General features: G+C 62.9%; 8 protein-coding genes. 7 read left to right on the top strand and 1 reads right to left on the bottom strand.

Annotated features, from left to right (window positions below; translation table 11 throughout):
- Window positions 1–478 precede the first annotated feature (478 nt).
- Window positions 479–3,940: a pyruvate carboxylase gene (pyc, locus tag B9A15_RS01580; RefSeq protein ID WP_084408200.1), complete on the top strand. Its 3,462-nt coding sequence runs from the start codon at window positions 479–481 to the stop codon at window positions 3,938–3,940.
- A gap of 161 nt (window positions 3,941–4,101) precedes the next feature.
- Here the strand turns inward: pyc and B9A15_RS01585 are convergent, their stop codons facing one another.
- A complete protein-coding gene (locus tag B9A15_RS01585) occupies window positions 4,102–4,461 on the bottom strand; it encodes a DUF2147 domain-containing protein (RefSeq protein WP_084408201.1) in 360 nt (119 codons plus the stop codon).
- A gap of 423 nt (window positions 4,462–4,884) precedes the next feature.
- Here B9A15_RS01585 and dnaG point away from each other — a divergent pair, with 423 nt between their 5' ends.
- From dnaG to B9A15_RS01615, 6 genes are all read left to right on the top strand, one after another.
- The gene (gene dnaG, locus B9A15_RS01590; protein WP_084408202.1) at window positions 4,885–6,837 is read left to right on the top strand and encodes a DNA primase; all 1,953 of its coding nucleotides are present in this window, start codon (window positions 4,885–4,887) and stop codon (window positions 6,835–6,837) included.
- 401 nt (window positions 6,838–7,238) lie between these two features.
- Window positions 7,239–9,242 (top strand): RNA polymerase sigma factor RpoD, encoded by a 2,004-nt coding sequence (gene rpoD / locus B9A15_RS01595; protein WP_084408435.1) that lies wholly within the window; start codon window positions 7,239–7,241, stop codon window positions 9,240–9,242.
- Window positions 9,243–9,524: 282 nt separating this feature from the next.
- Complete coding sequence (locus B9A15_RS01600) at window positions 9,525–9,950, top strand: YbjN domain-containing protein (RefSeq protein ID WP_170923126.1); 426 nt, start codon at window positions 9,525–9,527, stop codon at window positions 9,948–9,950.
- A 155-nt stretch (window positions 9,951–10,105) separates the two neighbouring features.
- Window positions 10,106–10,417, top strand: coding sequence for an HlyU family transcriptional regulator (locus B9A15_RS01605; RefSeq protein ID WP_244556753.1), 312 nt, complete (start codon window positions 10,106–10,108; stop codon window positions 10,415–10,417).
- Between the two features lie 199 nt (window positions 10,418–10,616).
- Window positions 10,617–12,428: a chloride channel protein gene (locus B9A15_RS01610; RefSeq protein WP_084408204.1), complete on the top strand. Its 1,812-nt coding sequence runs from the start codon at window positions 10,617–10,619 to the stop codon at window positions 12,426–12,428.
- Between the two features lie 83 nt (window positions 12,429–12,511).
- Window positions 12,512–13,096: a Uma2 family endonuclease gene (locus B9A15_RS01615; protein ID WP_210190461.1), complete on the top strand. Its 585-nt coding sequence runs from the start codon at window positions 12,512–12,514 to the stop codon at window positions 13,094–13,096.
- Window positions 13,097–13,326 lie beyond the last annotated feature (230 nt).

A 13,326-nucleotide genomic window follows, 5' to 3' on the forward strand; every position in this document is an offset into this window, starting at 1 on the left:
CCTGATACTCCAGCGACCGCGTCCGTTGATTGTGTTGTCCAAGCGCGGAGTTGACCTCCGCCGCTCCTGGCGCGGCTTGCGGGTGAGATTGGAGCGCTCGGGCGCGAAGCTCAATTCACACATGTTTGGAAATCAACGTGAAAGCCGCCTTTGTGACCCTTGCGTTGCACCGAGGGCACAGGCTCGGGCCTCGCGATCTGGGATCGCAGGGCAGAGACAACTGCACCAGCTGCGCATGCAAGGCACAATAGCCCTGCGCCCGCCGGTCCCGCTAATTGGAACTCCCTCCGTCAATCGCTCGGCGCGGCATGAAAGACACCCTACCCATTCGGGTGATGCCTGGTCGTCGTCCGATGAGCTGAGGCCTCCCACTTCGCACTTGCGGAAAGTCGGGCGCCGCAGCAATCTACGGCGTCTGCGTGTGGGCCGTTTGCCGCACCTGACTGAATGTCATGCCATAGTGGGAAGGGAGTGCTCCTTGGCCATCCGTAAGATCCTCGTCGCCAACCGGTCTGAAATCGCCATCCGCGTGTTCCGCGCCGCCAATGAGTTGGGGCTGAAAACGGTGGCGATCTGGGCGGAAGAGGACAAGCTCGCGCTGCATCGTTTCAAGGCGGACGAGAGCTATCAGGTCGGTCGCGGTCCCCATCTGCCGCGCGATCTCGGTCCGATCGAAAGCTACTTGTCCATCGACGAGGTGATTCGTGTCGCCAAGCTGTCGGGAGCCGACGCGATCCATCCCGGCTACGGTCTTCTGTCGGAGAGCCCGGAATTCGTCGATGCCTGCCATGAGGCAGGGATCACCTTCATCGGCCCCTCGGGCGATACGATGCGCCGGCTCGGCAACAAGGTCGCGGCCCGCAATCTGGCGGTCGAGGTGGGCGTTCCGGTGGTGCCGGCGACCGAGCCCTTGCCCGACGACATGGCACGCGTCCGCGAAATGGCGGCCGAGGTCGGCTTTCCGGTGATGCTGAAAGCCTCCTGGGGCGGCGGTGGTCGCGGCATGCGCGTCATCCGCGAGGAAAAGGACCTCGAACGCGAGGTGACCGAAGCCAAGCGCGAGGCGAAGGCCGCCTTTGGCAAGGACGAGGTCTATCTCGAAAAGCTGGTCGAGCGCGCCCGCCATGTGGAGGTCCAGATCCTCGGCGACACCCATGGCAATGTCGTCGACCTCTTCGAGCGCGACTGCTCGATCCAGCGGCGCAACCAGAAGGTCGTGGAGCGCGCCCCGGCTCCCTATCTCAATCATGAGCAGCGCCGGGAACTCGCCGGTTATGCCCGCAAGCTCGCCGATGCGACGAATTATGTCGGCGCCGGCACGGTCGAATTTCTGATGGATGCCGATACCGGCGCCTTCTATTTCATCGAGGTCAATCCGCGGATTCAGGTCGAGCACACCGTCACCGAGGAGGTGACCGGCATCGACATCGTCAAGGCGCAGATCCATATCCTCGACGGTTATGCGATCGGCACGCCCGAATCAGGGGTCCCACGCCAGGAGGACATCAAGCTCAACGGCCATGCCCTCCAGTGCCGGATCACGACCGAAGATCCCGAGCAGAACTTCATTCCCGACTATGGCCGGATCACCGCCTATCGCGGGGCGACCGGCTTCGGCATCCGGCTCGATGGCGGCACCGCATACTCCGGCGCGGTTATCACCCGCTTCTACGACCCGCTTCTGGAAAAGGTGACCGCCTGGGCGCCGACGCCGGAGGAAGCGATCGCGCGCATGGACCGTGCCCTGCGTGAGTTCCGCATCCGGGGTGTCGCGACGAACCTCACCTTCCTCGAAGCGATCATCAGCCACCCGCAATTCCGGGACAATTCCTACACCACAAAATTCATCGACCAGACGCCGGAGCTGTTCCAACAGGTCAAGCGCCGCGACCGGGCGACCAAGCTCCTGACCTATCTGGCCGACGTCACGGTCAACGGCCATCCCGAGACGAAGAACCGGGCACGCCCCTCCGCCGATCACGCAGCGCCCGTCGCGCCGATCTTCGACGCGCCCATCGCCGACGGCACGCGCCAGAAGCTGGACGAGCTCGGACCCAAGGGTTTTGCCGACTGGCTGAAGGCCAAGCCAGAGGTGATGCTGACAGACACGACCATGCGCGACGGGCATCAGTCGCTGCTGGCCACACGCATGCGCACCCATGACATTGTCTCGGTCGCCGAGGCCTACGCGCGAGGCCTGCCCCAGCTCTTCTCGCTGGAATGCTGGGGCGGCGCGACCTTCGATGTCGCCATGCGCTTTCTGACGGAAGATCCGTGGGAACGCCTCGCCATGATCCGCGAGCGGGCGCCGAACATTCTGCTGCAGATGCTGCTGCGCGGCTCGAACGGCGTCGGCTACACCAATTACCCGGACAATGTGGTCAAGCGCTTCGTGGCGGAAGCCGCCAAGGGCGGGGTCGACGTCTTCCGGGTCTTCGACTGCCTCAACTGGGTCGAGAACATGCGCGTCTCGATGGACGCGGTCTGCGAGGCGGGCAAGATCTGCGAAGGGACCCTCTGCTATACGGGCGACCTCTTCGATCCCGACCGTTCGCAATACGACCTCAAATACTATGTCACCCTCGCCAAGGAGCTGGAGGGGGCCGGGGCCCATATCCTCGGCGTCAAGGACATGGCCGGCCTGTTGAAGCCGGCGGCCGCGCGCGTCCTTTTCAAGGCGCTCAAGGACGAAGTCGGTCTGCCGATCCACTTCCATACCCACGACACCTCCGGCATCGCGGCATCGACCGTTCTTGCCGCGGTCGAATCCGGTGTCGACGTCGTCGATGCGGCGATGGACGCTCTGTCCGGCAACACGTCCCAGCCCTGTCTCGGATCGATCGTCGAGGCGCTGAAGCATTCGGATCGCGATCCGGGCCTCTCGGCCGAAGCGATCCGGCGCATCTCCTTCTATTGGGAGGCCGTGCGCAATCAGTATGCCGCCTTCGAGAGCGATCTGAAAGGGCCGGCCTCGGAGGTCTATCTCCATGAGATGCCGGGCGGCCAGTTCACCAATCTGAAGGAGCAGGCGCGCTCGCTGGGCCTTGAAACCCGTTGGCACCAGGTCGCCCAGACCTATGCCGATGTGAACCGCATGTTCGGCGACATCGTGAAGGTGACGCCGTCCTCGAAGGTCGTCGGCGACATGGCGCTGATGATGGTGTCCCAGGATCTGACCGTCGCCGATGTGATGGACCCGGCTAAGGAACTCTCCTTCCCCGAATCGGTCGTCTCCATGCTCCATGGCGATCTGGGGCAGCCGCCTGCCGGGTGGCCGAGCGAGTTGCAGAAGAAGGTGTTGAAGGACAAGGCTCCGATCACCGTTCGGCCGGGCTCGCTTCTGAACGACGCCGATCTCGACGCGGAGCGGGCGAAGATCGAGGAGAAGCTGGAGCGCGAGGTGACGGAGCCCGAATTCGCCTCCTACCTCATGTATCCCAAGGTCTTCACGGACTTCGCCATTCTTCAGGAGACCTATGGGCCGGTCTCCATGCTGCCCACGCCCTCTTACTTTTACGGCTTGGAGCAGGACGAAGAGGTGCTGGTCGACATCGAGCGCGGCAAGACGCTTGTCGTGCGCAATCTCGGCAGCGGCGAGACCGACGATCAGGGCATGCGCACGGTGTTCTTCGAGCTGAACGGCCAGCCGCGCCGCATCAAGGTGCCGGATCGGGCCAAGGGCGCTGCCGGCGGCGGCGTCAAGCAGAAGGCCGACCCGACCAACCAGAACCATGTGGGTGCGCCGATGCCGGGTGTCGTCTCGACGCTGGCCGTCGCGGCCGGCCAGTCGGTGAAGGCGGGCGACGTGCTCTTGTCCATCGAGGCGATGAAGATGGAGACGGCGATCCATGCCGAGCGCGACGGCACGATCGAGGCGGTCCATGTGACTGTCGGCGCGCAGATCGACGCCAAGGATCTCCTGGTGGTCTACGCGGCTTGATATGGCGACGGCCGGGCCCCGATGAGGCCCGGCCGACTCGCTTCAGGCGAAGCCCAACGTCGTACGAAATCCGTTTAATCGCTTCGCGATAACGGATTTCAACACGCTCACGCTCCGCGCGGGCTTTGATGTGGCACCAGCCTAATCAGCCGGATGCCGTATCAGATCTTCGTCCAAGTCTGGGTCTTGCAGAAAATCTTCAGCGCACAGCCGGTGAGCTTCAGCGTCTTGCCATTGCCGGCAATCGTCGCAGACCCTTGATAGGATTTTTCGTCGCGCGGATCGATCACGGTGCCGGTGTAATCGGTGCCCGAGCCGCGCATGGTTCCGACCGACTTGCCTTTATGCTCGCCGGAAATGACCTGCGCGCAAAAGGCATTGCCGCATGCCGAGACTTTTACAATCCCGCCGCCGGGCGCTTTCCACTGGCCGACAATGGGTTCGGCGGCATTGGCTGTGCCTGCCAGACCGGCCGAGGAGATGAGGGCTGTGAAGGCGAGGGCGGTGAGAGATCGTGTCATGTTATAAGTCCGTTTCTATGGCTGTTCGTCGCAAGACCGGCCTGGCCAGACGATCTGTCGCTTCTGCCTGTGGTCGATATGGCCGCAGTTCCGCCGGGAAAAAGACACCATTTTATGGCGCCGCGCCCGGCAAGTATAGAAGCGCAGACGGCGTGCCGATTTGGAAAAGCGTCGCAGTCCCGATCGGCCGGTGCTTTGCTTGTCTCAATGCGGGAGGCGGTCTTCTGTTTCGTGGCAAGTTTACGAAAGGTTCGGGAAACGGATTTCAAAACACTTCGTCGTGAACCATTTTCGCCTCCAAGAGATCCCCCTTCGGGTGTCCTTAGCCTTCCCGTCTAAACCTGTCTGCCGGTAAAGCACGCCGCGTCTCCGTCGGCACGAGAAATATCCCAATCAGCCGCCGGAATCGGTTAGAGCAGACGAATGCGCTTTCCGCCCTCCTTTCTCGACGATATCCGTGCCCGCGTTCCGATTTCGGACGTGATCGCCAGGCGTGTCTCCTGGGATCGCCGCAAGACCCGCAGCGCCAAGGGCGATTGGTGGGCCTGCTGCCCGTTCCATGGCGAAAAGTCACCCTCCTTCCACTGCGAGGACGACAAGGGCCGCTATCACTGCTTCGGCTGCGCCGCTTCCGGGGATCACTTCCGCTTCCTGACGGAACTCGAAGGGATGAGCTTTCCCGAAGCGGTCGAACAGGTCGCGGGCATGGCGGGTGTGCCGATGCCCGAACGCGATCCGCAAGCCGAGAAGCGGGAGGAGGCGCGCGCCACCATCCTCGACGCGCTAGCCCATGCCTCAGCCTTCTTTCGCGAGCGGCTTCAGGAGAACGAGGGCGCCAAGGCGCGGGCCTATCTGCGCGATCGCGGCCTCACGCCTCAAACGCAGAAGCGCTTCGGTATCGGCTATGCGCCCGATAGCCGCAATCGCCTGAAGGAGTTTCTGGCGGGCAAGGGCGTCGGCAAGGCGGAGATCGAGGCGGCCGGCCTCGTCGTTCATGGCGACGACGTTCCGGTATCGTTCGACCGGTTCCGCGACCGCATCATGTTCCCGATCCTCGATGCGAGCGAGCGATGCGTGGCCTTTGGCGGTCGGGCCATGTCGCCGGAGGCACGGGCGAAATATCTGAATTCGCCGGAGACGGACGTCTTCCACAAAGGCACGATGCTCTACAATCTGGCCAATGCGCGCCGCGCCGCGCGCAATGCCGGAACGCTCGTCGTCGTCGAAGGCTATATGGACGTCATCGCCCTGGCCCAGGCCGGCATCGAGCACGGCGTCGCTCCGCTCGGCACGGCGCTGACCGAAGGGCAAATCGAGCTTCTCTGGCGCTCGGCCGGCGAGCCGATTCTCTGTTTCGACGGAGATCAGGCGGGCTTGAAGGCGGCGCACCGCGCGGCTGATCTTGCCTTGCCGCTCTTGAAGCCGGGCCGCTCGCTTCGCTTCGCGCTTCTGCCGAAAGACAAGGACCCGGACGATCTCGTGCGAGATGGCGGACGCGGCGCCATGGAATCGGTGTTGTCGTCCGCAACGCCGCTTGCCGACCTTGTCTGGTCGCGCGAGACCGCGGGCGTTGTCTTCGACACGCCCGAGCGACGGGCCGATCTTGAGCATCGCATGACGCTTCTGATGCGTCAGATCGGCGATGAGAGCGTTCGCCGCCATTATCTCGATGATCTGAAGAGCCGGCTTTCGGCCTTTTTCGGCGCGCCGGTCCGGTCCTCGCAGCGCGGCGGCGGACGGCGCGGTGAGGGCGGTCAGGAGCGCTATGGTGGAGGCCAAAGGCAGAACCGCGGCGCACCGGGCGCACGTCAGGCCATATCGGACCGGCTCGCGCGCTCGTCGCTTTTGCGTGGCGGTGCCCAGCCACAGGTCGGGGCTTCGATGCGCGAGATCGCCATCGTGGTCGGTTTCATCAATCATCCGCTCCTGATCGAGGAGGCCTTCGATTATTTCGCCGATCTGGAAATCGACGCGGCCGATCTGTCGCGCTTGCGCTCCAGCGTCCTCGATCTTTACGCCGAGCGCGCGCCAGGCGATCGCGACACCATTCTCGACGGTTTGCGCCGGGCTGGGACAGTGGAGATCTTCGAGCGCTACGAAGCCAAGGCCCGGCTCGTGCGGCTCTGGCCGGTTCTGCCAGACGCCGCGCCGGAGGATGCCCGCGAGGCGCTGCGCCAAGCGCTTCATCTGCAGCATCGGTTTCGTGCGCTCGGACGGGAACTCGCCCAGGCCGAGCGCAGGCTTGGCGAAGAGCCGGACGAGGCCGCCTATGAGCATTTACGCGCGGTGAAAGCGGAAATCGAACGGGTGGAGACGGTGGAAGCGCTGATCGAAGGGTTCGGCGTCTTGTCGGGACGCGTTTCAAAGGCCATGTAAGATCAGGAGACGCTGGCGAGCCGAAGCTGAATGAGGACACCGCCCTCTCGAAAGACGGCTAGACCGCGTTTAAAGGGAAGATCGTGTCCGGTGTGACACAAAGAACGGACGAATCGGTTCACCGAGGCGGCATCCGAGCGTTGCCAAGTGCCGTTCGACTCCTCATATACGGGATCAGAGCGATTACGCCTTGATCCCGAATGCCTGAAATTCGGCCAAAGCGGGTCCGGCGAGCAAGTCGTGAGTGTCGAAAACGGGCACCGGCCTTACGGCGAAGAGTTTTATGGTTAAGGCGGCGTTAACGCCCTCTGGCGCATGGTCGTAACGCGCCGTCCGCCCCATATGGTTCGGCTCGGACGATGAGTCTGCCATACGGCACATGATATCGGAGAATGAAGCGCATGGCGACAAAGGTCAAAGAGAGCGAGGCCCAGACGGACGAGCGCGCCGAGGCCGCACCCGACGGGCCCTTGCTGGACCTGTCCGACGACGCCGTCAAGAAAATGATCAAGGCCGCCAAGAAGCGCGGCTTCGTCACCATGGACAAGCTCAATTCGATGCTGTCCTCCGATGACGTGACCTCCGATCAGGTCGAGGACCTGATGGCCATGTTGAACGACATGGGCATCAATGTCGTCGAGGACGACGAAGAGGGCGAGGCCGAGAACGACAACGAGGAGCAGTCCTCCGAGTCGACCGAGGTCGCAGAGACCCAGACGACCGCTGTTGCCACTGCGCAGAAGCGCGAATCGGGTGACCGGACGGATGATCCTGTGCGCATGTATCTGCGCGAGATGGGATCGGTCGAGCTTTTGTCCCGCGAGGGCGAAATCGCCATCGCCAAGCGCATCGAGGCCGGCCGCGAGACGATGATCGCCGGGCTCTGCGAGAGCCCGTTGACCTTCCAGGCGATCATCATCTGGCGCGACGAGTTGAACGACGGCAACATCCTTCTGCGCGACATCGTCGATCTCGAAGCGACCTATGCCGGGCCTGAGGCGAAAGCGCCAAGCGTTCAGCCGAATGGTGAAGGCGTGACGACATCCGAAGCCGCCAATAGCGGCAATGGCGAGGGTAATGCCGATGGCATGCCCGGCGGTGATGACGACGAGGACGAGGACGATCTGGAAAATAATCTGTCGCTCGCCGCGATGGAAGCCGAGATCCGTCCGCAGGTCATGGCGACCTTCGATCTGATCGCCGAGAGCTATTTCCGCTTGCGCAAACTGCAGGATCAGCAGGTCGAGAACCGGCTGGCGGCGCAGGGCACGCTCTCTCCGGCCCAGGAGAAGTCCTACAAGAAGCTGAAGGAAGATCTCGTCACGGCGGTCAAGAGCCTGTCGCTCAACCAGAACCGTATCGACGCCCTGGTCGCCCAGCTTTACGACATCAACAAGCGTCTCGTCGGCAATGAGGGGCGTCTTCTGCGGCTCGCCGAGTCCCATGGCGTCAAGCGCGAGGAGTTCCTGCGCGAATATCAGGGCTCTGAGCTCGATCCCAACTGGACGCGCCGCGTCGCCAATCTTTCCGGCAAGGGCTGGCTGAACTTCGTCCAGAAGGACAAGGGCGGCATTCAGAATTTGCGCACCGAGATCCAGAATCTGGCGACCGAGACGGGCCTCGAAATCACCGAGTTCCGCCGCATTGTCCACATGGTGCAGAAGGGCGAGCGCGAGGCGCGGCAGGCCAAGAAGGAAATGGTCGAGGCCAATCTGCGCCTCGTGATCTCGATCGCCAAGAAATACACCAATCGCGGCCTGCAATTCCTGGATCTTATCCAGGAGGGCAATATCGGCCTGATGAAGGCCGTCGATAAGTTCGAATATCGCCGCGGCTACAAGTTCTCGACCTATGCCACCTGGTGGATCCGGCAGGCGATCACCCGTTCGATCGCCGATCAGGCCCGCACGATCCGCATTCCGGTCCATATGATCGAGACGATCAACAAGATCGTGCGCACCTCGCGCCAGATGCTCCACGAAATCGGCCGCGAGCCGACGCCGGAAGAATTGGCCGAGAAGCTCGCCATGCCGCTCGAAAAGGTCCGCAAGGTCCTGAAGATCGCCAAGGAGCCGATCTCCCTCGAAACCCCGGTGGGCGACGAGGAGGATTCGCATCTCGGCGACTTCATCGAGGACAAGAACGCCGTCCTGCCGATCGATGCGGCGATCCAGGGCAATCTGCGCGAAACGACGACCCGCGTCCTCGCTTCGCTGACGCCCCGCGAGGAACGCGTCCTTCGCATGCGCTTCGGCATCGGCATGAACACTGACCACACGCTCGAAGAGGTCGGCCAGCAATTCTCGGTGACGCGCGAGCGTATCCGTCAGATCGAGGCCAAGGCCCTGCGCAAGCTGAAGCACCCGTCGCGCTCGCGCAAACTGCGCAGCTTCCTCGACAGCTGATCGATCGCTAGCCCGCTTGTGAGCGAAAAAGCGCCATGATAACTCAAGGTTACGCGGCGCTTTTTCTTGCGGGTCACTCTCATGAACAGCCTGAAGCAATCCCTTTTCCTCGGAATCTGCCTGTCGATCGGCGTTTCGGGCAGTGCTTTCGCGCAAACCACCTTAGGGGGGAGCGAGAGCAAGCCGGGGCTGGGCGCCCCTCTTGGCGAGACGCCTCCCGCGCCCGTCCGGCCGATGACTGCCCCTTCGGCGGCGCCCCAGGCCCCGAAGGCTCCGGCCCCGATGCCCCAGGCGGCTGCCGCTTCGAACAAGGTGGAGGCGGCCGAACCGCAATCCATCGTCGATGCGCTCCAAGCCCTCGGCTATCGCGCCCAGCTCGGCACCGACGACAATGGCGACCCGCAGATCCAGTCGACCGTCGACGGCTCCAACTATACGATCTGGTTCTATGGCTGCAACCAGGGGGCGGGCTGCACCGACATCACTTTCAGCATCGCCTTCGATATGCCCGATGGGACCGATCTCGAGACGGTCAATCTGTGGAACCGCGAGCGGATCATGGGTCGCGCTTATCTCGATGACGAGAACGACCCGTATCTGGACCATTTCATCGTGACGGTCGGCGGGATCGGCCGTGAAACCTTCGACCAGATCGTCGCGAATTGGAGCACGACCGTCGCCGATTTCAAGGATCGGATCGGCTTCTAAAGGCGATGCCGGCGGGGCGCGCCTCGCGTCGGTGCGCCCGATCGAAGGCAGTTCAGCCTGTTGTCTCCCATTAGGACCGGTCTCTCTTCCGCATAGGCCCGGTCCGCCTCGTTGGGCGGGACGTCATAAGACAGGGCCCTATGTGACGAGCGCGAATGGTCACGATCAAAGCGGGAGACGCCATGTCCTTTCTCAAGCGCCTTTTCGGCGGAGGCGAAACCAAACCGGCAGCTGAACTGCGCGGGGAGGCGGAAACCTATGAGGGTTTCACCATCACACCGGCGCCAATGGCTGAAGCCGGCCAATTCCGCCTCTCGGCGACCATTGAGCGCGAGGTGAATGGAGAGATGAAGACCCACCGCCTCGTTCGCGCCGACCTCTTCCCCGATCGCGCCTCGGCGGAAAGTGCGGCGTTGCAAAAGGCGCGGCGGGTGATCGACGAGCAGGGAGTCAAACTGTTCGATTGACGCGGCCCTTAATAGCGCCTGTCACGCTTCGGCGATGGCGAAGCAAGTCACGGGCGCTTGTAGCCATTGGTCCTCGAAGACCGGACGAATATCGTCCGCAGTCGGGATATCCTGGAAATACCCCTTGGCTTGGAACTGATTCGGAGTCTAAGAGGGCGCCTATTCAGCCTTTTCGATCCATTCAGCCGCCGAGTTCGTCATGTCCGCCGTTGCGCCCGCCGCCCCATCTCCCGCGCCAGCCGCAGGAGGAGAGGGGGAGGGGCCGGCCGCGCGGGAGGTCAAGCTCCCGGTTATGTTGATCCTGGCGATGGTCGTCGGCGTCGTTGCCGGCGTCGGCGCGATCGTCTTCAAATATCTGATCGCCTTCATTACCAATCTCGCCTTCTACGGCGTCTTTTCCTTTCGCTTCGAACCATTGGAATACGGCCCGGAAAGCGCATGGGGCCCGGGGATCATCCTCGTGCCGGTCATTGGCGGCCTGATCGTCGTCTGGCTGGTTCGCACCTTCGCGCCGGAAGCCAAGGGCCATGGTGTGCCGGAGGTGATGTTCGCGATCTATCACAAGAGTGGCGACGTTCGGGGCATTGTCGCCTTGGTGAAGTCGCTGGCCTCAGCGATCTCCATCGGCACCGGAGCGTCGGTAGGCCGCGAAGGGCCGATCATTCAGATCGGTTCGTCCTTCGGCTCGACCTTTGCCCGCGCGCTCAATCTGGTTCGTCCGCAGAAGATCACTCTTCTATCGGCCGGCGCGGGCGCTGGCATCGCCGCGACCTTCAACACGCCGCTGGGCGGCGTGCTCTTCGCCTCCGAAGTGCTTCTCCCCGAAGTGTCGGCGCGAACTTTTCTGCCCGTCGTCGTCGCCACCGCGACCTCCACTTATGTCTATCGCGTCGCGATGGGCATTGAATCGGCCTTCATCGTGCCGCTCGGTGGCCTGCCGGATCAGGCGGTCAATGGCTGGGAATTGGCCCTTGCGGCGGTTCTCGGAGTTATCATGGGCGTTGCCGCCTGGATGTTCGTGCGCCTCCTCGCCTGGTCGGAAGACGTTTTCGAGGAGTCCAAGCTCAATCCGTACGTCCAGAATGTCGTCGGCATGTTGATGGTCGGTTGCGCCGGCTATGCCTTCTATCTCGGAACCGGCCAATATCACGTGATGAGCGTTGGCTATGCGACGATTCAGGACGTGATTTCCGGCGGTCTCCTGTCGGTTGGCCTGCTTATGCTACTCTTTGCCGGAAAACTTATCGCCACTTGCATCTCGCTGGGCTCTGGCGCCTCTGGTGGCGTCTTCTCACCCAGCCTCTTTATGGGGGCGACGCTCGGGGGAGCGATCGGGCTCTTGGGCAATATGGCAATTCCCGATAGCGGCCTTTCTATCGAGACCTTCGCGATCATCGGGATGGGCGCCATGGTCGGCGGCGCGACCAGCGCGGCAATGACGGCGATCGTCATGATCTTCGAAATGACCCGGGATTATCAGATCATCCTGCCGCTGGTCATTGCGGTCGCCATCGCCATCGGTGTGCGCCGCAGCCTGTCGATCGCCGATATCTATACGATCAAGCTGCGCAGCCGCGGGCGCGCGATCCCGACCGACCGCACCACCAACATGTATCTCGTCCAGCAGGCGAGCGAGGTGATGGCGACCAACTTCACCGTCCTGCCGCAGGATATGCGCGTGACCGAAGCCCTGCGTCGGATCGACGTCGCTCAAACACGTGTGATCATCACCGATGGCGTGCGCATCACTGGTTTTGTGCGCTTCGGCACGATCCCCTATCAGCCGGACCGCTTCGCCAATCAGACCTTGGCCGATATCGGCTCGACGGATTTCGTTATCGTGACCGCCCGGGACAATCTGAACACGGTCATCACGCGGATGAACAGGCGGGGGCGCTCGACCGCGATCGTCGTCGGCCCGGCCCGCGGCATCCCCCGCGCCGACGATATTCGCGGAATCATCGCGCGCGAAGAGGTCGCCAATGCAGTGGTGAGAAACCACTATGGCTGATTGCGGATCCGGATGGGCCGGGCTGTTCGCCGGCCCGTTGGGCCGTTATAGTCGCGCCCATGTCGGCCCTTTCGAAAGACCCCTTGATCGGTGAAGGCTCCGCGCCGCGAACCACGCAGGCGGCCGAAGGCTTGCGGCGCCGCCGCTTCACTGTGGATGAGGTGACCGCTTTCGTCGAGCACGGTCTGATCGACGATAGGGAACGGTTCGAGCTGATCGGCGGCGAGATCGTGCCGATGTCGCCAAAGGGCCTCTTCCACGAGCGGCTGAAGACCGCGCTGAATATCTATTTCGTCCGCGCCTTGCCGCCCGGTGTCCTCGTTTCGCAGGAAACGACCTTCTATCTCTCGGAGGATACGTTCCTCGAGCCGGACTTCGTCTTTTACGAGGAGGCTGACGGGCTGGAGAAGCTCAAGGGCGAGACCTGCCTTCTGGCCGTCGAGGTCGCCGATTCGTCCCTGTCCTACGACCGTGGGCGCAAGGCTGATCTTTATGCCTCCTTCGGCTTGAGGGAGCTTTGGGTCGTCGATGTGCGGCCCCGCTCCATCCGCGTCTTCCGCAAGCCGACGCCGACGGGCTACGCCAATGTCTCGGATGTGGCCGGCGATGCAGCGGTCAAAGCGCTGAACGTTCCTGCCCTCGAACTGACGCTCGCCTCTTTCGACTGACGGGCATCCTATAAAGCCGATCAGGTGGCCTATCAGTCACCCTCTTCTTCACGATGACGCGGCTCGGCGACTGTTTTGCCAGTCTTTCCCGGCACTTCCCTGCCATGTATAAGATGCTGAACGGAGCTGCGGCGCCGGCGTGACGGCGGGCATCGTCTCGCCCATTCGGCGCTGTGAGCAAGGTCGCAGCGGCGTCGGACAATGTGGATCGGCCGTCCGATCTGGAAGCG

Source organism: Fulvimarina manganoxydans, assembly GCF_900176465.1.
In the GTDB taxonomy this organism is placed as follows: Bacteria; Pseudomonadota; Alphaproteobacteria; order Rhizobiales; family Rhizobiaceae; genus Fulvimarina; species Fulvimarina manganoxydans.